The organism is Lactobacillus sp. 3B(2020) (assembly GCF_013487845.1).
GTDB lineage: Bacteria > Bacillota > Bacilli > Lactobacillales > Lactobacillaceae > Limosilactobacillus > Limosilactobacillus alvi.
Map to the genome: position 1 here is coordinate 90,165 of NZ_CP047410.1, position 19,204 is coordinate 109,368.

Annotated in this window: 24 protein-coding genes; 20 read left to right on the forward strand and 4 right to left on the reverse strand. The window is 38.6% G+C overall.

Features of this window, described 5'->3' with window-relative positions; all coding sequences use genetic code 11:
• Positions 1–60: 60 nt before the first annotated feature.
• The gene (locus tag GTO83_RS00380) at positions 61–1,059 is read right to left on the reverse strand and encodes an ADP-ribosylglycohydrolase family protein (protein WP_180872073.1); all 999 of its coding nucleotides are present in this window, start codon (positions 1,057–1,059) and stop codon (positions 61–63) included.
• An 11-nt stretch (positions 1,060–1,070) separates the two neighbouring features.
• On the reverse strand, positions 1,071–1,769 hold the full coding sequence (locus tag GTO83_RS00385; protein ID WP_180871204.1) for a GntR family transcriptional regulator: 699 nt from the start codon (positions 1,767–1,769) through the stop codon (positions 1,071–1,073).
• A 666-nt stretch (positions 1,770–2,435) separates the two neighbouring features.
• Between GTO83_RS00385 and GTO83_RS00390 the strand changes: the two genes are divergently transcribed.
• The gene (locus GTO83_RS00390) at positions 2,436–3,140 is read left to right on the forward strand and encodes an MIP/aquaporin family protein (RefSeq protein ID WP_180871206.1); all 705 of its coding nucleotides are present in this window, start codon (positions 2,436–2,438) and stop codon (positions 3,138–3,140) included.
• 138 nt (positions 3,141–3,278) lie between these two features.
• Positions 3,279–4,109 (forward strand): ethanolamine utilization protein EutJ, encoded by an 831-nt coding sequence (gene eutJ / locus GTO83_RS00395; protein ID WP_180871207.1) that lies wholly within the window; start codon positions 3,279–3,281, stop codon positions 4,107–4,109.
• A gap of 36 nt (positions 4,110–4,145) precedes the next feature.
• Here the strand turns inward: eutJ and GTO83_RS00400 are convergent, their stop codons facing one another.
• Complete coding sequence (locus GTO83_RS00400; protein WP_255463130.1) at positions 4,146–4,724, reverse strand: helix-turn-helix domain-containing protein; 579 nt, start codon at positions 4,722–4,724, stop codon at positions 4,146–4,148.
• Positions 4,725–4,809: 85 nt separating this feature from the next.
• On the reverse strand, positions 4,810–5,268 hold the full coding sequence (locus tag GTO83_RS00405; protein ID WP_180871209.1) for a hypothetical protein: 459 nt from the start codon (positions 5,266–5,268) through the stop codon (positions 4,810–4,812).
• A 229-nt stretch (positions 5,269–5,497) separates the two neighbouring features.
• On the opposite strand from GTO83_RS00405, the gene GTO83_RS00410 reads away from it, so the two are divergent.
• Genes GTO83_RS00410 through GTO83_RS00495 form a run of 18 tightly spaced genes read left to right on the forward strand, consistent with a single transcriptional unit; the run spans position 5,498 to position 19,204 of the window.
• Positions 5,498–5,776 (forward strand): BMC domain-containing protein, encoded by a 279-nt coding sequence (locus GTO83_RS00410; RefSeq protein WP_180871211.1) that lies wholly within the window; start codon positions 5,498–5,500, stop codon positions 5,774–5,776.
• A 57-nt stretch (positions 5,777–5,833) separates the two neighbouring features.
• The gene (pduB, locus tag GTO83_RS00415) at positions 5,834–6,550 is read left to right on the forward strand and encodes a propanediol utilization microcompartment protein PduB (RefSeq protein ID WP_180871213.1); all 717 of its coding nucleotides are present in this window, start codon (positions 5,834–5,836) and stop codon (positions 6,548–6,550) included.
• Positions 6,551–6,577: 27 nt separating this feature from the next.
• A complete protein-coding gene (locus tag GTO83_RS00420) occupies positions 6,578–8,254 on the forward strand; it encodes a propanediol/glycerol family dehydratase large subunit (RefSeq protein WP_180871214.1) in 1,677 nt (558 codons plus the stop codon).
• 15 nt (positions 8,255–8,269) lie between these two features.
• Positions 8,270–8,965 carry a propanediol/glycerol family dehydratase medium subunit gene (locus GTO83_RS00425; RefSeq protein WP_180871216.1) on the forward strand — a complete coding sequence of 232 codons (696 nt, stop codon included), beginning with the start codon at positions 8,270–8,272 and terminating at the stop codon, positions 8,963–8,965.
• 17 nt (positions 8,966–8,982) lie between these two features.
• Complete coding sequence (locus tag GTO83_RS00430; protein ID WP_180871218.1) at positions 8,983–9,489, forward strand: diol dehydratase small subunit; 507 nt, start codon at positions 8,983–8,985, stop codon at positions 9,487–9,489.
• A 33-nt stretch (positions 9,490–9,522) separates the two neighbouring features.
• Positions 9,523–11,373 (forward strand): diol dehydratase reactivase subunit alpha, encoded by a 1,851-nt coding sequence (locus GTO83_RS00435; RefSeq protein WP_180871220.1) that lies wholly within the window; start codon positions 9,523–9,525, stop codon positions 11,371–11,373.
• A complete protein-coding gene (locus GTO83_RS00440) occupies positions 11,360–11,713 on the forward strand; it encodes a glycerol dehydratase reactivase beta/small subunit family protein (RefSeq protein ID WP_180871222.1) in 354 nt (117 codons plus the stop codon). The genes GTO83_RS00435 and GTO83_RS00440 overlap by 14 nt, the downstream gene beginning before the upstream one ends.
• Positions 11,714–11,731: 18 nt before the next feature.
• Positions 11,732–12,310 carry a BMC domain-containing protein gene (locus tag GTO83_RS00445; RefSeq protein WP_180871223.1) on the forward strand — a complete coding sequence of 193 codons (579 nt, stop codon included), beginning with the start codon at positions 11,732–11,734 and terminating at the stop codon, positions 12,308–12,310.
• 22 nt (positions 12,311–12,332) lie between these two features.
• Complete coding sequence (locus GTO83_RS00450; RefSeq protein ID WP_180871225.1) at positions 12,333–12,623, forward strand: BMC domain-containing protein; 291 nt, start codon at positions 12,333–12,335, stop codon at positions 12,621–12,623.
• 17 nt (positions 12,624–12,640) lie between these two features.
• A complete protein-coding gene (locus GTO83_RS00455) occupies positions 12,641–12,916 on the forward strand; it encodes a BMC domain-containing protein (protein WP_180871226.1) in 276 nt (91 codons plus the stop codon).
• Positions 12,917–12,938: 22 nt separating this feature from the next.
• Positions 12,939–13,583: a phosphate propanoyltransferase gene (locus GTO83_RS00460; RefSeq protein WP_180871228.1), complete on the forward strand. Its 645-nt coding sequence runs from the start codon at positions 12,939–12,941 to the stop codon at positions 13,581–13,583.
• 29 nt (positions 13,584–13,612) lie between these two features.
• A complete protein-coding gene (gene pduM, locus GTO83_RS00465; protein WP_180871229.1) occupies positions 13,613–14,119 on the forward strand; it encodes a PduM family microcompartment protein in 507 nt (168 codons plus the stop codon).
• Complete coding sequence (locus GTO83_RS00470; RefSeq protein ID WP_180871230.1) at positions 14,104–14,370, forward strand: EutN/CcmL family microcompartment protein; 267 nt, start codon at positions 14,104–14,106, stop codon at positions 14,368–14,370. Before pduM ends, GTO83_RS00470 begins: the two co-directional genes overlap by 16 nt.
• Positions 14,371–14,390: 20 nt before the next feature.
• Positions 14,391–14,966 carry a cob(I)yrinic acid a,c-diamide adenosyltransferase gene (locus GTO83_RS00475; protein WP_180871231.1) on the forward strand — a complete coding sequence of 192 codons (576 nt, stop codon included), beginning with the start codon at positions 14,391–14,393 and terminating at the stop codon, positions 14,964–14,966.
• A 3-nt stretch (positions 14,967–14,969) separates the two neighbouring features.
• Positions 14,970–15,440, forward strand: coding sequence for a heme-binding protein (locus GTO83_RS00480; RefSeq protein WP_180871232.1), 471 nt, complete (start codon positions 14,970–14,972; stop codon positions 15,438–15,440).
• Between the two features lie 4 nt (positions 15,441–15,444).
• Positions 15,445–16,863, forward strand: a complete 1,419-nt coding sequence (gene pduP, locus GTO83_RS00485) for a CoA-acylating propionaldehyde dehydrogenase PduP (protein ID WP_180871233.1) — start codon at positions 15,445–15,447, stop codon at positions 16,861–16,863.
• Between the two features lie 15 nt (positions 16,864–16,878).
• Positions 16,879–18,000 (forward strand): 1-propanol dehydrogenase PduQ, encoded by a 1,122-nt coding sequence (locus GTO83_RS00490; RefSeq protein ID WP_180871234.1) that lies wholly within the window; start codon positions 16,879–16,881, stop codon positions 17,998–18,000.
• A 16-nt stretch (positions 18,001–18,016) separates the two neighbouring features.
• Positions 18,017–19,204 carry an acetate/propionate family kinase gene (locus GTO83_RS00495; RefSeq protein WP_180871235.1) on the forward strand — a complete coding sequence of 396 codons (1,188 nt, stop codon included), beginning with the start codon at positions 18,017–18,019 and terminating at the stop codon, positions 19,202–19,204.

Consider the following 19,204-nt stretch of genomic DNA (forward strand, 5'->3'; position numbering starts at 1 on the left):
ATTCACTTCCTTAGTTTGAACAACACTAGTAAAACTCTCTCTTATGCTAAAAATTATAATTTAAGCTTTGAAATTTAGAATTTCATCAGCAAATTTATCAATGTTATGTTGAGGATTACGCTTGTTAATTAAAGTTATCCAGTTAGATGGGATACTGTTTGCACCATTTTTTGCACCACAGATAGCGGTTGCCATTGCTCCAATAGTATCAGTATCGCCACCAAGGTTAGTACATAGAATGGCACATTTCTTAACATCACGTGCATAGTATGCAATTGCTAAAGCTGAAGGAATGCTTTCAGAAACCATTGTTCCAGTACCGACAGTTTCATAAATAGCCTGGCTAAATTGATCGTCCTGGTTTTTATATTTTTTTGCTAGATTAATTCCAATCATCAAACGATTTTTATTATGTGCTGCCCAAGTAGGGGCTCCTAACTTGAACCCCTCATCGTTTGCCTTGCAAGCATAAGAAATAATTTCATCCCAGTTTTGATCTGCCATTGCTGCCGTAACAGCGCCAGCAATCATCGATGCACCTGAAATAGCTACGTCACTTGAATGAGTAATCTTAGTAACTTCATAGACCATCTTTACAAGCATATCTAACTGATTTGGTTCAAAAAGGGTTCCAATTGGAGATATCCGCATTCCACAACCATTAGTGAGAGCAGTTTTAGTTACTTCATGAGGGTCTTTTCCTTCTTTTACCAATTTAAGAGCTACCTTACTACTAGGGCCAAGAATGTTATTTGTCCAGGCTCCCACTTCATCAGCCCACTTCATGATATGCCTGACTAGAACTTTGGTGTTGGGATTCCAGTTAGTTTCAATTAGAGCATCTAGGATAGCGAAAGCTTGATTTGTATCATCAGTGTATTCACCGGCCTTGAAGTTAATTGCGATATCGTTATCAGCAGTTCCATCTAAGAATTCAGTAATATTGTTACCAAATTTGGACCGTATTTTTTGGATTGGCCATAGTTCAGTAGGCATTCCCATCGCATCACCGATTGCTTGGCCATATAAAGCACCAAGAACTTTGTCTTTAGATCGCATATCAATCACTCCTAAATTCCTAAAGTTAGATCAAATTCCGTAAAATCACTGTAAGTTACTTTTACTTGTTCGATTACTTTTCCTGATTCGTCATGAACTACTCCTGTTGCTCTTAATAAAGGGTCACCGACATTGCATCCAAATAGATTTGCGGTAGCATCATCTGCTTTTACAGCGCTCATATGAAGTATCGTGGTTGAAGGAATCACATGGTAGTCGTCTCTAATCACTTGATAAAGTGACTTTTTTTCAAAATCATTTTTATCAATCTTGGGGAAATCTCTCAAATTAATTTCAGATTCATCGAGAGTAATAGGAGTAAGTTTCCCGTTAGTCTCGAATAAGCGTAGACGTTTTAGAGAAAGGACTTTATTTCCGTCATGGGTTACCTTTTTTTGCTTAATTACTTTACTTACAGGATTTGCCCCAATTTGTTTTGCATAATCAGTAAACCCCTTAAAGTTAAATAACCGTACCTTAGGCTGAGTTTGATGTACAAAAGAACCTTTACCTTGAACTTTCTGAATTAAATTCATCCGTTGTAAATCTTTTAAAGCTTTTTGAACAGTAGATCGAGTTACACCAAAATAATCCGCATAGTCTGCTTCGGATGGTAACTTATCACCAACTTTACGATTTGAAAAAATATCTTCTTGAATTGCAGAAACAATCTGAGCTCGGATAGTTAAATTATTAGCTTGAAGCTTCAAAATAAATCATCCCTTCTACTTGAGTACTCAAGTAGAAGATAACATTAAAAGTAAAAAAAGCAAGACAAAAAAATTATTTTTTAGTGATAGTCAAAAAAGCGCTTACTGTGAAGCAATTAGTTATTCTTGAGAAAAATAGATTTAGAATAACAATTGAAATTCTGGTCATTTAACAAGAAATGGAATTTTTGTTGCTAAACATAGTTTTGAAGATTAGCAAAAATTTAATTTTAAGATTCAATTATTAAATAGCTTCCGTTTTCATCACTTTTACATACTCACTATGAGCTTTATACCACATCAAACGAGTAAGGTTAATAAAAAATTTTTTTGGATAATTTTATCTGTATTCTAGTACATGTGATTATAGTTATAACTGAAATCATTAAGAACTTTAGTAAATTCAAGATGTATTAGAATTAATTCTTTTAAAATTATCAGCTTATTTTTACGTAGTGATGGAAGTTACATTTGTTCAAATTTCTTGCCATTTGTCATGGGGGTTATGCTAACTAGTAATAAATTGACTACAAAATAATAACTTTTTATTACATATTTTTGTTTATTAATGCACAATTATGACAACAAAATTAATGTAAGATACGTTATTATAATAATGAAAGCGATTCCTATAGACACGAAATCAAAGAAAAGTTGGTGTTTTAAATGCATGGCTTTATTGGTGAGTTCTTTGGAACTATGATTCTAATTCTTCTAGGTTGTGGCTCATGTGCTAGTAATAGTTTGAAGAAGACCTATGGTCAAAATAGTGGATGGCTGTTTATTTGCCTTTCATGGGGTATGGCCGTAACGATGGGGGTTTATGTAGCCGGAATGTTGGGGTCTTTAGGCCATCTTAATCCAGCAGTTACTATTCCATTTGCAATTTTTGGCTTATTCCCATGGTCACAAGTTGTTCCTTACGTATTAGGACAATTTTTAGGTGGTTTTCTTGGGGCAGTATTAGTCATTATTCAGTTTTATCCTCACTTCAAAGAATCAAAGAGTGAAGAAGAAGGAAATAGTGTAGGGATCTTTGCAACTCGTCCAGCGATTGCAAATCCTGTATTTAACTTTATTTCTGAAGTTGTAGCAACTTTCGCCTTTGTATATATCTTACTCAACTTAGGTAACTTTACTACTGGGTTAAAGCCGTTTATCGTTGGGATGCTTATTATGGTAGTTGGTACCTGCCTTGGGACGACAACTGGATTTGCTTTAAACCCAGCGCGGGATTGGGCACCACGTTTTGCTTACACAATTATTCCGGTTCCAAATAAATCAGTTGCAGAATGGGGATATGCGTGGGTTCCGATGCTAGGCCCTATCGTTGGAGGGCTTATTGCCTGTGGACTATACACGATAGCATAATTTTATATGGTAAAAGGTAAGGCTGAGAAGAAACGTGGTCAGTTTCTCCCCAGCCTTGTTTTATCTACTTAAATTATGTTTGTTATAAATTTAAGTAGGCTATATACTTCAATTATTTTATTTTGGAGGATGAAGACTATGAACAGGTTAGAAAAGGCAAATAAAAAGTTAAGTGAATTTAATAAAATTGTGATGGGTGAAGAAAATGTAAAACCCGAAGATCGGAAGCTTAGGGCTGGTGTTGATTTGGGCACGTCGTCAATTGTATTAAGTGTTTTGGATCAGAATGATAATATGATCTATGGAGCATTTGAGTATGATAATGCTGTTCAAGATGGAATTGTAGTAAACTTTATGGAATCCGTTAATATTTTAAGAAGGCTAAAAGAAAAAGCTGAAAAGCAAATTGGCCAGGAATTGACAACTGCTACTGGAGCAATTCCGCCGAATACTGGTCAAAAAAGTACTAAAGTAGTTTCAAATGTAATCGAAGAAGCAGGCTTCGAATGTACTGGTGTTGTTGATGAACCAACGGCTGCTGCAAAATTTTTACAAATAAAGAACGGTACTGTTGTTGACATTGGTGGGGGAACAACTGGAATTACGATTTTTAAAGATGGGAAAATAAAGAAGGTTGTTGACGAAGCGACTGGCGGTTTCCATATGACTTTAGTACTCGGTGGAAGTTATAAGATTCCAAATGATGAGGCTGAAAAGCTAAAACGTGACAAGGCGAAGGAAAAAGAGGTTTTCGGAACTATTAAACCAGTAGTTGAAAAGATGGCGTCAATTGTAAAGAAACTAGAACCCGAGGTTGAAGATCCGGTTATTGTAGTTGGTGGGGCGACAAACTTTGAAGATTTTGTAAAAACCTTTGAAAAAGAATTAAGGCATAAAGTATATAAACCTGCATACCCACAGTTCGTAACACCACTGGGAATAGCTATGTTTGATCCTAAAGATAAGTAATAACAAAAAGGCTCCCTATTAAGGAGCCTTTTTGTTTTACCTAATATGTTTAGTATAAATCCATTGAATTACACATTTATTTGATAAAAAGACCTTATTAGCTGGTAATAGTGGTTGAATACAGTCAACAAAATAAATCCAACCACCATGTTCACCAGTATCTTCTAGACCGTTAATTGAATAGATATAACTGAACCCGTTAATATTACGCCATTTAAAATCGATGCTTTCTTCTTTGAAATACTCTTTAGATATTTCAAAAACATCGGGGTTATCAAGCCATGATAAGTCTCTACTAATAGTATATATTTTGCGAATGTCGTGATTTAATTTTCGATAGTCGGAAGGTGATTCATCAGTTTTTTGTTTAAAAATTTTTGTAAAGTAACTAGCTTGGGAGAATCCAACTTGTTTGGAAATCTTAGAAATTGGAACAGTCGATAGGGCTAATTTTTCCTGCGCTAAAGCTATTTTTCTGGTATTGATATAGTTAATAAAATTAATATTAAAGTTCTTCTTAAAAATACGACTCAAATAAGAAGGAGAAAGAAAAATATTTTGTGAGACTTCTTCAAGCGTTAATTGCTTACTAATGTTCTTGTTAATGAAATTCAATGCTCTACTGAGATTATTATAAATATCACTGTGCTGGCCGGTTAATAATTTTGATACATTATCGCCAGAATCTTTACTTACATTATTATTTTCTTGAAATTGAAGGGGGGGGGGTAACAGGAGGGACTGATTGCTTTGATTCTATAAGATTAATTTCACTATAATATTTTTGAAAATCGGATTTTTTTATAGGAGACAGGATAGAAATATCATAATTAAGATGGTTTTGGTTACTGAGAAATGAGGCTGTACTTTCTAAATATTCTCTAAGCATTAAATGATCAGTTTTTGTAGTGTGGGTATTAGTTAAGAAGAATGATCCAGAAAAATGCTTATTAATGATTACTGGATAAAGAATTACATTAAAAGCATGGATGTTTGAAAGAAATTTACATACTTCTTGAGATTCATTGAACAAGCGGTCTCTGTTAATTAGCTTATGAGTGTCAGAAAGAAAAAATATATCAATATTTGTAATGTCACAAAAAGTGGAAATGGTTTGTTGGAAAAAGATATTTATTTTATCATCATGTATATTAGCCATGTTTGAAACCCCTAACATTGCTGTGATTAAAGTATTTAACTCATTCTTGCATTATTTATCAATTGTGTCAATTTTATATCCAAAATAATTATTTAATCTTAGCTTTTTTATAAATTATCGTTGTAGATTGTCTTAACAAAAAAGCATAAGTCTCTTGTTATAAACTATACATGTGCCATAGGGCAAGCGCTTTCAAACTTATTTTTGTAATTTATGAGGAGGTAATCTCATGCAACAAGAAGCGTTAGGTTTAATTGAAACAAAGGGACTTGTAGCTTCAATTGAAGCTGCAGATGCAATGGTTAAAGCAGCTAACGTTAATTTAATTGGTCAAGAAAAAATTGGTCATGGTTTAGTGACGGTCATGGTTCGTGGTGATGTTGGTGCAGTTAAGGCTTCCGTTGATGCTGGTGTTCAAGCCGCTGAGAACGTTGGGGAAGTTCTTTCAAATTACGTAATTCCTCGTCCTCACACGGATGTTGAAAAAATTTTGCCACATAAGGCCTAATTTAATTGCAAAGTTTTTTGAGAAAAAAGCAAGTTCAAATTGTCAGGAGGCAAGGAAATGAATGACTTTCTGAACTCAACAAGTACGGTTCCAGAATTTGTTGGAGCAAGTGAAATTGGTGACACAATTGGGATGTGTATTCCAAGTGTTGACCCATTACTATTGGAAAAATTACATGTTGAAAAGAAATTTTCCGTTATTGGTTTGCTAAGTTCTCGGACGGGTGCTGGTCCGCAAATCATGGCAATGGATGAAGGAGTTAAGGCAACTAATACTGAATGTATCGATGTTGAATGGCCACGTGATACTAAAGGCGGAGGTGGTCATGGATGCATGATCGTTATTGGTGGCTATGATCCCTCTGATGTTAAGCAAGCTATTCGTGTAGCTCTTGACAACCTTCACCGAACATTTGGTGATGTTTACAATTCCAAGGCTGGACACCTTGAACTACAATATACGGCCCGGGCAGCTGGAGCTGCACATCTTGGCCTTGGCGCTGTTGAAGGTAAGGCATATGGACTTATTTGCGGTTGCCCGGCTGGTATTGGTGTTGTAATGGCTGATACGGCATTGAAGACGGCAGGTGTTGAAGTAATTACTTTTGCATCACCTAGTCATGGTACTAGTTACTCTAACGAAGGAGCGCTCCACATTTATGGTGATTCTGGAGCAGTTCGGCAGGCAGTTATTGCAGGTCGGGAAGTAGGGCTTAAGCTATTAGCTCAATTGGGCGACAAGCCACAGAATGATTTCCCATCCTACATTCATTAGCAATCCTTACAAAGGGAGGAAAAATTAATGAAACGTCAAAAGCGGTTTGAAGAACTTGAAAAGCAACCAATCCACCAAGATACATTCGTTAAAGAATGGCCTGAAGAGGGGTTTGTTGCAATGATGGGGCCTAATGACCCTAAGCCAAGTGTAAAAATTGAAAATGGTAAGATCGTTGAGATGGACGGTAAGAAGCTGGAAGACTTCGACTTAATTGACCTTTACATTGCAGAATACGGGATCGATTTGGACAATGTTGAAAAAGTTTTAGCAACTGATTCAACAAAGATTGCTCGGATGTTAGTTGATCCTAATGTTTCTCGGGATGAAATTATAAAGATTACCTCTGCATTGACGCCAGCCAAGGCAGAAGAAATTATTAGTAAGCTTGACTTTGGTGAAATGATTATGGCCATTAAGAAGATGCGGCCACGTCGGAAACCAGATAACCAATGTCACGTTACGAACACGGTTGATAATCCAGTTCAAATTGCAGCTGATGCGGCTGATGCGGCCTTGCGTGGTTTTCCTGAACAAGAAACTACGACGGCGGTTGCTCGTTACGCACCGTTCAACGCTCTTGCGTTGTTAGTTGGGGCTCAAACTGGTCGTCCGGGTGTCTTAACGCAATGTTCTGTTGAAGAAGCTGATGAACTTAAGCTTGGGATGCGTGGGTTTACTGCCTATGCTGAAACTATCTCTGTTTATGGGACTGATCGGGTATTTACCGATGGTGACGATACCCCATGGTCTAAAGGATTTTTAGCTTCTTGTTATGCCTCACGTGGTTTGAAGATGCGTTTCACTTCTGGAGCTGGTTCAGAAGTTTTGATGGGTTACCCAGAAGGGAAGTCCATGCTTTACCTTGAAGCTCGTTGTATCTTACTCACTAAGGCATCTGGTGTTCAAGGGCTTCAAAATGGGGCTGTTAGTTGTATTGAAATTCCAGGGGCTGTGCCAAATGGTATTCGTGAAGTCCTTGGTGAAAACCTTCTTTGCATGATGTGTGACCTTGAATGTGCCTCTGGTTGTGACCAAGCATATTCCCACTCAGACATGCGTCGGACGGAACGGTTAGTTGGTCAGTTCTTAGCTGGTACTGACTACATTAATTCTGGTTATTCATCTACGCCAAACTACGATAACACCTTTGCAGGTTCAAACAACGATGCCATGGACTATGATGACATGTATGTTATGGAACGTGACTTAGGTCAATACTTCGGTATTCACCCTGTTAAAGAATCCGATATTATCGCAGCACGGAACAAAGCTGCCAAGGCTTTACAAGCAGTATTTGACGAATTAGGCCTTCCAAAGATTACTGATGAAGAAGTTGAAGCTGCTACCTATGCTAACACTCACGATGATATGCCAAAACGTGACATGGTTGCCGACATGAAGGCTGCCCAAGATCTTATGGATCGTGGTATTACGGCCGTCGATGTTATTAAGGCATTGTGCCACCACGGTTACAAGGATGTTGCCGAAGCAATTCTTAACCTTCAGAAGCAAAAGGTTGTTGGTGACTACCTACAAACTTCAGCTATCTTTGATAAAGACTGGAACGTTACCTCTGCCGTTAACGGTGGTAATGACTATCAAGGTCCAGGTACTGGTTACCGTCTATACGAAGATAAGGAAGAATGGGATCGGATTAAGGACTTGCCATTTGCACTCGATCCGAAGAACCTAGAACTCTAAGATGGGGGTAAAACAATGGTTGAGATTGATGAAAACGTATTACGCTCAATTGTTAAAGAAGTCTTAGGTGAAGTTAACAACATTGACACTCCTATTAACTTTAATAACAAACCTTCAGAGGGCGAAAAGCAAGTAGCGAATAGTAATGCTGTCGAAGAACATAATCCAGACTGGTTCCAACCAGCTGGCCCTGCAAAGCAAGGATACTCCAAGGACGAAGTTGTTATTGCAGTAGCTCCAGCATTTGCCAGCGTTTTAAACAAGACGGAAACGGGACTTTCTCATAAGGAAGTCATTCGTCAATTGATTGCTGGAATTGAAGAAGAAGGGCTTAAAGCTCGTGTTATCAAGGTATACCGGTCTTCAGATGTTGCTGCCGTTGCAGTACAAGGTGACCACTTATCTGGTTCTGGAATTGCTATTGGGGTCCAATCCAAGGGGACAACAGTTATTCACCAAAAGGATCAAGCGCCACTTTCAAATCTTGAATTGTTCCCACAAGCACCAGTGCTTCGAGCAGAAACATTCCGTGCTATTGGTAAGAACGCAGCGCTTTATGCCAAGGGTGAATCTCCAACGCCAGTGCCAGCAGAAAATGACCAATTAGCTCGGATCCACTACCAAGCTATTTCTGCTATTATGCACATTCGGGAAACTCACCAAGTAGTTGTTGGTAAGCCAGAAGAAGAAATTAAAATTAACCTTGACTAATTTAGGAGGTTCTATTCATGAGTGAAATTGATGAACTTGTTTCAAAGATCATGAAACAAATGCAAGAAGGAACGTCTTCAAACAGTACTTTTACATCAACGACTGATAAGAAAATGACTGCTACAGACTACCCTCTTTATGGCAAGCACCGTGACCTTGTGAAGACGCCAAGTGGTAAGAATCTTGATAATATTTCACTTCAAGATATTGTTAATGACCAAGTAAAGCCGGAAGAATTCCGGATCACGCCATCTTCTCTTCGATTACAAGGTGAAATTGCAGCTAGTGCTGGCCGGCCGGCAATCCAAAAGAATTTTCAACGGGCTGCTGAATTAACTAAAGTTCCGGATGCTAGGTTGCTTGAAATGTATAACTCTCTTCGTCCATTCCGTTCAACTAAGCAAGAACTATTAGATATTGCGCAAGAACTTCGTGATAAGTACCAAGCTAAGGTGTGTGCTGCTTGGTTTGAAGAAGCGGCTAATTACTATGAAAGTCGTAAGAAGCTCAAAGGCGATAACTAATAAAAAATTAATTTTAGAGTAGGAGGAGTGTTTATGGCTACTAAAAAAGTTATTGGGGTTGATATTGGTAATTCGTCAACGGAAGTTGCATTGGCCGATGTAACTGATGATGGACAAGTAAATTTTATTAACTCTGGAATTGCTCCTACTACCGGAATTAAAGGGACTAAACAGAACTTAATTGGAATTCGCGATTCTTTAAATCAAGTTTTAAATAAGTCAAATTTAACAATTGATGATATCGATTTGATTCGGATTAATGAAGCAACGCCGGTTATCGGTGATGTTGCAATGGAAACGATTACTGAAACCGTTGTGACAGAGTCGACGATGATTGGGCATAACCCTGATACACCTGGTGGATTAGGTACTGGAGCAGGGATTACGGTTCCGCTATTAGACCTTTTAAATAAGACGGATAAAACTGAGACTTACATTGTAATAATTTCAAAAGATATTGATTTTGAAGATGCTGCAAAATTAATCAATGCCTACGTAACTTCAGGCTTCAAAATTAGTGCTGCAATTATGCAAAATGATGATGGGGTACTGGTTAATAACCGTCTTGATAAGAAAATTCCGATTGTTGATGAGGTTTCAATGATTGACAAAGTCCCAATTAACATGCTTGCGGCTGTTGAAGTTGCGGGGCCAGGTCAAGTGATCTCACAACTTTCGAATCCATATGGTATTGCTACATTATTTGGCCTAAATTCAGAAGAAACGAAAAATATTGTTCCAGTTTCAAGAGCTTTGATTGGTAATCGGTCAGCGGTCGTAATTAAGACTCCTTCCGGTGACGTTAAAGCACGGGTAATCCCTGCGGGTAAGATTATCATTCAAGGTGATCAAGGAACTGAACGTGTTGGTGTTTCTGAAGGTGCTGATGCGATTATGAAGAAGGTTTCAAGCTTCCGACAAATCGCTGATATCACAGGTGAATCGGGGACAAACGTTGGTGGGATGCTTGAAAACGTCCGGCAAACAATGGCAACGCTAACTGGAAAGCAAAATAGTGAAATTGCAATTCAAGATTTGCTGGCTGTTGATACTCAAGTACCGGTAAAGGTACGAGGCGGATTGGCTGGTGAATTTTCAAATGAATCTGCCGTGGGAATTGCCGCGATGGTTAAGTCGGATCACTTGCAGATGGAAATGATTGCTAAGCTAATTGAAGAAGAGTTCCATACTCCAGTTGAAATTGGTGGTGCAGAAGTTGAATCTGCAATTCGAGGAGCACTAACAACTCCAGGGACAGATAAACCAATTGCTATTTTGGATCTGGGTGCTGGTTCAACAGATGCTTCGATAATTGATAAAAATGATGAAACTATTGCTATCCACCTTGCTGGTGCGGGGGATATGGTAACAATGATCATTAATTCTGAATTGGGATTGGATGACATTCATTTAGCTGAGGATATTAAGCGCTATCCTTTGGCAAAGGTTGAAAATTTGTTCCAGATTCGCCATGAAGACGGCTCAGTTCAGTTCTTCGATAAGCCATTACCTTCAGAGCTTTTTGCGCGGGTTGTAGTTATTAAGCCCGAGGGGTATGAACCGGTAAGCGGAAATCAAAGTATTGAAAAGATCAAGCTAGTTCGTCAAAGCGCTAAGAAGCGTGTGTTTGTAACTAATGCACTTCGGGCTTTAGCATACGTTAGTCCAACCGGAAATATTCGTGATATTCCATTCGTAGTAATTGTTGGTGGTTCTGCTTTGGACTTTGAAATTCCACAATTAGTTACTGATGAACTAGCGCACTATAACTTAGTTGCTGGTCGTGGTAATGTCCGGGGAGTTGAAGGTCCACGGAATGCTGTTGCAACTGGTTTAATCCTTCGTTACGGCGAAGAAAGAAGGGGGAGCTATGGAAATAATTAATAGTGATGATCGCCCTTCAATCGTAGTAGGGATAACCTCACAGCAAGATCCAAAGAATACAATCCAACCACTTTTTAATGGGATTGAGGAAGAACAAATTCCGGTAGTTATTAAGCCGATTGATGTTGATAATATTGTAAGCCGCGCTTATCAAGCATCGTTATCATCAAGATTGTCAGTAGGCATTGCATTTGAAAACGATCGTATTGTTGTCCACTATAAGAATTTACAAGAGTCGGAACCACTTTTCGACAAGAGTTCTAGTGATGATGTACAACTTCGAAAGTTAGGTGCGAATGCAGCTCGGCTTGTTAAAGGTATTCCATTTAAAAAACTATAGTAGACAGGTGGTTAAATTATGGACTCATTAGGATATGTTGAGTGTAACGGTCTATCAGGAGCCCTTGTAGCCGCGGATAAAATGCTTAAAACAGCACAGGTTGAATTAAGTAGCATCCAAAATACAAAGGGGAATGGTTGGATTACACTACAAGTTCGTGGCAACCTGTCCGCTGTCTCAGTGGCTGTAGAGGCCGTTAAAAACGATCTCCCTAACGTTTATGTAACTTCAGTTGTGATTGGTAGTCCTTCTGAAGGTTTAGATAAATTAGGGACAACGGATATTTTTAAGAAGACAATACAGGAAGAAACAAAGGAAATTGAGACACCGGAAGAAACGCCGGAAACTTCGGTTAAAAATGTAAGTAATTCTTCTGATTATGAACAAATTCAGACGGAAGTAGATAGCGAAGGAGCAGATAGGGAAGAGAAAAATACTCAATCTGATTCTGTTGATGAAACTACTACGGACGAAAAACAAAAGGATGAATCATCAGAGAAAAAAGAAGTAACTTGCAACCTTTGTGGCGATCCAAATTGTCCGAGAAAATTAGGAGAACCACATAAAAAGTGCATTCACTATAAAGAAACCAATTAGGTAGATTATAGGAGGAATCAAAATGAATAATGCATTAGGTATGATTGAAACCAAGGGCTTAGTTGCTTCAATTGAAGCATCAGACCAAATGGTAAAGGCAGCTAACGTTACCATGATTGGTCAAGAAAAAATTGGTAGCGGTTTAGTTACCACGATGATCCGTGGTGATGTTGGTGCCGTAAAGGCAGCCGTTGAAGCAGGTGTACAAGCTGCTGAAGGAGTTGGTGAAGTTATTTCATCATACGTAATTCCACGGCCGCATGAAGAAGTTGAAAAGATCTTACCTTCATTGGACGATAAGGCTGCTGAATAAAAACTGAGGTGACAAAAATGAATAACGCATTAGGTATGATTGAAACCAAGGGTTTAGTTGCTTCAATTGAAGCATCAGACCAAATGGTAAAGGCAGCTAACGTTACCATGATTGGTCAAGAAAAAATTGGTAGCGGTTTAGTTACTACGATGATCCGTGGTGATGTTGGTGCCGTAAAGGCAGCCGTTGAAGCAGGTGTACAAGCCGCTGAAGGAGTTGGTGAAGTTATTTCATCATACGTAATTCCACGGCCGCATGAAGAAGTTGAAAAGATCTTACCTTCATTGGATTAATTAGATTATTGAGGGATTAGTTATGGATGAAGCACAATTAAAAGAGATTATTCGTTCAATAGTTAAGGAAACTTTGAACCCAAATTTGGTTCCAATTGGGGTTTCAAATCACCATGTTCACTTATCAGAAAAAGATTTTCAAACATTATTCCCTGGTCAAAAGCTTGAAGTATTAAAACATCTTCGGCAACATGCTGACTTTGCTGCTAAGCAAACCGTTGACCTAATTGGCCCTAAGGGAACCATTAAGAACGTTCGGTTGATGGGCCCATATCGGGCACATTCTCAAGTTGAAATTGCTCGTTCAGAAAACTTTACACTAGGGATTAATGCACCAATTCGGATGTCGGGTGATCTTGACGGGACTCCATCTATTAAAGTTCGTTCTGAATATGGCGAAATTGAAGTTCAAGGTGTGATCGTTGCAAAGCGGCATATTCACATGAGCCTTGATGATGCAAAGCGCTTTGGGGTTAAGTTAGGTGACAACATGAAAGTTGAAGTAGACGGTGATGGAGGCCGGAAGACGATTTTTGATGATGTTGTTGCTCGTCCACGTGAAGACTTTGTGCTTGAGATGCATATCGATACTGATGAAGCGAATGCTGCTAATGTTGGGATTGGAAACGATTCATACGCAAAAGTATTGATCGAGAAAAAGAATTAGCCCGATAAAGCTTGGAAGGGGTGAAGCCAATGGATAGTCTACTGGCTGAGGTAATGCGTAAGTTAAAGGAACGGGAAGACAAATGCGTTGACGTTTCTTATAACGAAAGTTTAACCCCACCGAGTGAAAAGTTATTTTTAAGCCACGGAAGGGTTAACTTAACGAACTTCACAATTGGTTTGCTGAAGGAGCTTTATTCAATGAATAAAGCCGATAACTGGGTAGATTGGATTTTAAAAGGTCTAAGTTATGATGTTAAATTTCGTTTTAATGTAACAGATCAAATGGTTAACTTTATTCCTCGCCATATGATCTTAGACTGGCCTGTACTGTTTGTATTAAATGGAGATTCGCCAATCATTGCTAGTTATAATAAATCAATTACCAGAACAGAGTTAGCTGCATTTCCAGATAAATCAGTACTTGTTAAGTACTATCGACAGTTAATTACAGATGAAGGTTTAGAGATTTGTAATTACAAACAAATAATTATTAAGAATAGGACTGAAGAAAATTGTATATGGCAAGAGTTGTAGGCAGTGTTGTTTCAACACAAAAGGACCCGTCGCTAGTTGGCAGAAAACTAATGATTGTCCAACAGATTAACTCAGACCAACAGCCGATTCGGTACGAGCAGGTAGCAGCTGATACAGTTAATGCAGGTATTGGAGACAATGTTTTGATCGTTCGTGGTTCTGGAGCTCGATTAGCTGATGGTAGTGACCAGAATACAAGAGACGTCAATGATTGTACAATTGTAGGAATTATTGATCGCTTTGATAAGTAGACTTAACTGGGGGATTGAAAATGGCAATTTATACAAAAGGTGGTGACAAGGGAGAAACTAGCTTATACGATGGCGCACGAGTACGTAAGGATTCGCTACGTGTTGATACTTATGGAACTTTCGATGAATTGAATGCTAATATTAGTTTGGCAGATAAGCTCTGCGTTAATCCAGAGAATAAAAAAATTTTGCAAGAAATTGAATACAAAATGTTCTTCTTGCAAGGTGAAATTGCCACTCAAAATCATCAACATTTCGAAAAAAATAGTCAAATCATCACAGACGAAGATACGCATCATTTAGAGCATGTAATTGATGCATACCTTGCAAAGTTGCCGCCAGTGCATAGCTTTATTCTTCCAGGTTCGAGTAAGGCGGGTGCTCAACTCCATGTATGTCGAACAGTGTGTCGCCGGGCTGAGCGATTATTCGTACGACTATCAGAGAAGGTTGAATTTAGGCCGGAACTTGAACGCTATATCAATAGAATGTCTGATTTTCTCTATATTATTGCGAGAGAAGAAGATTATGAAGATATGCTGAATCAGGTAACGGAAAAAGTATATGAACGTTATTTGATGAAGAAAGGTGTCTAAACTATGAATGAGGAACAAGTAAGTAAGATTATTCAAAATATTTTGGATAACAAAAAGTGTGAGAATCTGTTTGAGCGTCATAAGATGGAACGGGTAATCGATGCTGCCGTTAAGCGAGCCAATGAACTTAACGTTGGTGTTACGATTGCAATTATGAAGTCTGATCAGGTATTGCAAATGAGCTACCACATGCCAAATGCAAACTTAGTAAGCTGTACTTTAGCTCCAAAGAAGGCTTGGTCTGCTTTGGCGATGAAGGAACCAACTAAGGATATTAGTAAAGATATCCAACCAGGCGCTAGTTTATACCAAATGGAAACAATGTTAAATGGGAAACTTGCTAGTTTTGCAGGGGGAATTCCATTGACTGTAAATGGTGAAATTATTGGTGCGATTGGTGTAAGTGGTGGATTAGTTGAGGAAGATCAATCAATTTGTGAAGCCGCAGTTGCTGAATTCTTGAAGGAGAGTTAGTAATATGCAAATGAATGATATTGAAAGTACAGTTCGGAAGATTTTAGCTGAAGAATTGGGGAACAATAGTGTAAATGGTAGTAGTTCAAAGGGCGATAATGGTATTTTCAAGAATGTTGATGATGCGATTGCTGCCGCTAAAGAAGCAGAAGAATGCTATCGTGATTCATCAATTACCTTACGTAATAAGGTAATTGATGCAATCAAAGAAGGTTTCAGACCATACATCGAAAAAATTGCTAAGGATATCTATGAAGAAACCGGAATGGGAACGGTTGAAGCCAAGATTGCTAAATTACACAATGCTTTGTACAACACACCAGGTCCAGAAATCCTTCAACCGGAAGCGGAAACTGGTGATGGTGGTTTGGTAATGTATGAATACATTCCATACGGTGTTATTGGTGCCGTTGGACCAAGTACAAATCCTGCTGAAACTGTCATTGCTAATGCAATTATGATGTTAGCCGGTGGTAACACCGTTTACTTCGGTGCTCACCCTGGTGCAAAGAACATTACTCGTTGGACAATTCAAAAATTGAACGAACTTGTTACCAGTGCTACTGGATTACACAACCTTGTTGTTGGGGTTGAAGAACCAACTATTGAATCAGTTCAACGGATGATGAAGCATCCAGATATTGCAATGCTTGCAGTCACTGGTGGACCTGCTGTTGTTCATCAAGCTATGACTAGTGGTAAAAAAGCAATCGGTGCTGGCCCAGGTAATCCTCCTGCTATGGTTGACGCAACTGCTGATATTGACTTGGCAGCTCATAACATTATTGCATCAGCTTCCTTCGATAACGATATTTTATGTACTGCTGAAAAGGAAGTTATTGCTGAAAGTAGCATTAAGGATGAATTAATTCAAAAGATGCAAAAAGAAGGGGCATACTTAATCACTCGGGAACAAGCTGATAAGTTAACCGAAATGTGCATCCAAGATAACGGTGCTCCAGATCGGAAATTTGTTGGTAAGGATGCTACTTACATTATGGACCAAGCTGGTATTTCTTACGAAGGTAATCCAGTCGAAATTATTTGTGAATTACCAAAGGAACATCCGTTGGTTATGACTGAAATGTTAATGCCTATTCTACCAATTGTATCTTGTCCTACATTTGACGATGTATTAGCAACGGCTGTTGAAGTTGAACAAGGTAATCACCATACTTCTTCGATTCACTCTGAAAACCTTAAGCACATTAACAAGGCCGCTCACCGTATGCAATGCTCTATCTTTGTTGTAAACGGTCCTACGTATGTTGGTACTGGTGTTGCTGATAATGGCGCTCACTCGGGTGCATCTGCATTAACGATTGCAACACCTACTGGTGAAGGGACTACGACTGCTAAGAGCTTCACTCGTCGTGTACGGTTGAACTCGCCAGAAGGTTTCTCAGTTCGGAGTTGGAATTAGCTAGGAGGCATCTTCATGGAAGAGTATAGTTTGCCAACACGCATCTATTCAGGAGAAGATAGTCTAACAAAACTTGAAGATATTAAGAACTCAAGGATTATGTTAGTTTGTGATGCTTTTCTTCCCAATAGTGATACGTTAAAGAAAATTAAAGGTCATATCGACAGTAGTAATAAGTGTGAAACTTTTGCCGATGTAGTTCCTGATCCACCGTTAGACAAGATTATGGTTGGGGTCCAAAAGTTCATGGAATTTATGCCAACTATTATGATTGGTATCGGTGGAGGTTCGGCGTTAGATACTGGTAAGGGAATTCGATTCTTTGGCGAAAAAATGGCAAAGTACAAAATTGAAAAGTACATTGCTATTCCAACTACAAGTGGTACTGGTTCGGAAGTTACCCAACATGCTGTTATTTCTGATCCGAAGAATCACAAAAAGATTCCTTTAATGGAGGATTATCTAAGACCAGATTGCGCTTTACTAGATCCAAGGTTAGTGATGACAGCTCCAAAGAGTGTAACTGCATACTCAGGGATGGATGTCTTAACCCATGCCCTGGAATCATTAGTTGCGAAGGATGCTAACGTCTTTACAGATGCATTGGCAGAAAAAGTAGTTGACGTTATTACGAATAATCTAGTTGAATGTTACCGGCATGGTGATAATTTGGATGCACGGAAGATTGTTCACGAAGCGTCTAATATTGCCGGAGTAGCATTCAGTAATGCCGGTTTAGGTATTTGTCACTCAATTGCTCACCAAGTTGGTGCAAATTTCCATGTTCCTCATGGTTTAGCAAATACTATGTTATTACCGTATGTTATTGAATATAACTCATCGAACTGTGCCGACGCTTTACACAAGTATGCTATAGCGGCAAAGAAGGCTGGTATTGCTACGCCAAGTATCAGTGATCGTTTAGCTGTAAAGCGTTTAATTGCAAAGATTCGTGAAATGAATCGTCAGATGAATTGCCCAATGTCTCTACAAGCATTCGGGGTTGATCCTAAGGAAGCGGTAACGTTAACTGATACAATTGTTGAAAACGCTAAGAAGGATGGAACATTCCCTGGGAATCCAGTTACCCCATCTGACGAAGATCTAGCCAAGGTATACCAAGCTATTATTCGTTAGACGAGGAGGAAGTTGTATGTCAAAGAAGATTCTAGCAATTAATTCTGGAAGTTCATCAATTAAGTTTAAGTTATACTTGATGCCTGAAGAAAAACTATTAGTTAGTGGATCCGCAGAGGACATTGGTGGACGTAACGGTGAGATTAAATATTCAGTTGGTGATGTAAAGGAATCTCGAAAACTAGTTCTAAAAGATCATGATGAAGCAATCAGTCATATCATAGATATTCTAACAACAAGTGGCGTAATTAAAGATCAAAACGATATCGCAGGAGTAGGTCATCGGATCTCACATGGTGGTAGTTATTACACTCAATCTGTTGAGGTTGACGAGGATGTTAAGGATAAAATTGACAAATTAAAGATTTTATCACCTTTACACAATCCAAATGGTTTAGCCGGAATAGAGGCATTTGAAAAATTTTTGCCAAATGCTAAAGAAGTAGTAACTTTTGATACTTCATTTCACTCAACAATTCCAGAAAAAGCGTCTGTATATGCGCTGCCTTATGAATATTATCGTGACTATAAGATTAAACGTTATGGTTTCCACGGACCTTCACATCAGTATGTATCTCAGAAGGCAAGAGAGGTGTTCGGAAAAGAACACTCTCGCCGGATGATAACTTGCCATTTGGGAAACGGGTGCAGTATTACTGCCATTAAAGATGGAAAGTCTATAAATACTTCGATGGGATTCACCCCATTAGCTGGTACTATGATGGGAACACGAACGGGTGACATCGATCCCGAAATTGTTCCTTTCCTGGAAGAAAAGTTTAATCTTTCATCGGATGAAGTCCGGCAATTAATGAACAAAAAATCTGGACTTGCTGGAATCTCAGGTATTTCTAATGATGAACGTGAAGTTGAACAAGCAGCTCGAGAGGGCAATGAACGGGCTAAATTAGCATTGGACATTTTTGTTCACTCTATTCAACAATTTATTGGTGCCTACACAACCGATCTGGAAGGCTTAGATACCCTAGTATTTACTGCTGGGATTGGTGAACATGCTGCATTAGTTCGTAAAGAAGTATGTAGTGCATTTGGCTATCTTGGGGTAAAGATTGACGATGAAAAGAATAATCACAATGAACTAGTAATTAGTACTCCTGATAGTAAAGTTAATGTAGCTGTTATTCCAACAAATGAAGAAATTATTATTGCACGTGATGTAATGCGAGTTGCAAAGTTGAACTAG

What these genes read in the sequence shown, in the direction of transcription:
- GTO83_RS00380 (WP_180872073.1), bottom strand. Translation starts at nt 1,059, where the DNA reads ATGCGATCTAAAGACAAAGTTCTTGGTGCTTTATATGGCCAAGCAATC.
- GTO83_RS00390 (WP_180871206.1), top strand. Translation starts at nt 2,436, where the DNA reads ATGCATGGCTTTATTGGTGAGTTCTTTGGAACTATGATTCTAATTCTT.
- eutJ (WP_180871207.1), top strand. Translation starts at nt 3,279, where the DNA reads ATGAACAGGTTAGAAAAGGCAAATAAAAAGTTAAGTGAATTTAATAAA.
- GTO83_RS00405 (WP_180871209.1), bottom strand. Translation starts at nt 5,268, where the DNA reads ATGGCTAATATACATGATGATAAAATAAATATCTTTTTCCAACAAACC.
- GTO83_RS00410 (WP_180871211.1), top strand. Translation starts at nt 5,498, where the DNA reads ATGCAACAAGAAGCGTTAGGTTTAATTGAAACAAAGGGACTTGTAGCT.
- pduB (WP_180871213.1), top strand. Translation starts at nt 5,834, where the DNA reads ATGAATGACTTTCTGAACTCAACAAGTACGGTTCCAGAATTTGTTGGA.
- GTO83_RS00420 (WP_180871214.1), top strand. Translation starts at nt 6,578, where the DNA reads ATGAAACGTCAAAAGCGGTTTGAAGAACTTGAAAAGCAACCAATCCAC.
- GTO83_RS00425 (WP_180871216.1), top strand. Translation starts at nt 8,270, where the DNA reads ATGGTTGAGATTGATGAAAACGTATTACGCTCAATTGTTAAAGAAGTC.
- GTO83_RS00430 (WP_180871218.1), top strand. Translation starts at nt 8,983, where the DNA reads ATGAGTGAAATTGATGAACTTGTTTCAAAGATCATGAAACAAATGCAA.
- GTO83_RS00435 (WP_180871220.1), top strand. Translation starts at nt 9,523, where the DNA reads ATGGCTACTAAAAAAGTTATTGGGGTTGATATTGGTAATTCGTCAACG.
- GTO83_RS00440 (WP_180871222.1), top strand. Translation starts at nt 11,360, where the DNA reads ATGGAAATAATTAATAGTGATGATCGCCCTTCAATCGTAGTAGGGATA.
- GTO83_RS00445 (WP_180871223.1), top strand. Translation starts at nt 11,732, where the DNA reads ATGGACTCATTAGGATATGTTGAGTGTAACGGTCTATCAGGAGCCCTT.
- GTO83_RS00450 (WP_180871225.1), top strand. Translation starts at nt 12,333, where the DNA reads ATGAATAATGCATTAGGTATGATTGAAACCAAGGGCTTAGTTGCTTCA.
- GTO83_RS00455 (WP_180871226.1), top strand. Translation starts at nt 12,641, where the DNA reads ATGAATAACGCATTAGGTATGATTGAAACCAAGGGTTTAGTTGCTTCA.
- GTO83_RS00460 (WP_180871228.1), top strand. Translation starts at nt 12,939, where the DNA reads ATGGATGAAGCACAATTAAAAGAGATTATTCGTTCAATAGTTAAGGAA.
- pduM (WP_180871229.1), top strand. Translation starts at nt 13,613, where the DNA reads ATGGATAGTCTACTGGCTGAGGTAATGCGTAAGTTAAAGGAACGGGAA.
- GTO83_RS00470 (WP_180871230.1), top strand. Translation starts at nt 14,104, where the DNA reads ATGGCAAGAGTTGTAGGCAGTGTTGTTTCAACACAAAAGGACCCGTCG.
- GTO83_RS00475 (WP_180871231.1), top strand. Translation starts at nt 14,391, where the DNA reads ATGGCAATTTATACAAAAGGTGGTGACAAGGGAGAAACTAGCTTATAC.
- GTO83_RS00480 (WP_180871232.1), top strand. Translation starts at nt 14,970, where the DNA reads ATGAATGAGGAACAAGTAAGTAAGATTATTCAAAATATTTTGGATAAC.
- pduP (WP_180871233.1), top strand. Translation starts at nt 15,445, where the DNA reads ATGCAAATGAATGATATTGAAAGTACAGTTCGGAAGATTTTAGCTGAA.
- GTO83_RS00490 (WP_180871234.1), top strand. Translation starts at nt 16,879, where the DNA reads ATGGAAGAGTATAGTTTGCCAACACGCATCTATTCAGGAGAAGATAGT.
- GTO83_RS00495 (WP_180871235.1), top strand. Translation starts at nt 18,017, where the DNA reads ATGTCAAAGAAGATTCTAGCAATTAATTCTGGAAGTTCATCAATTAAG.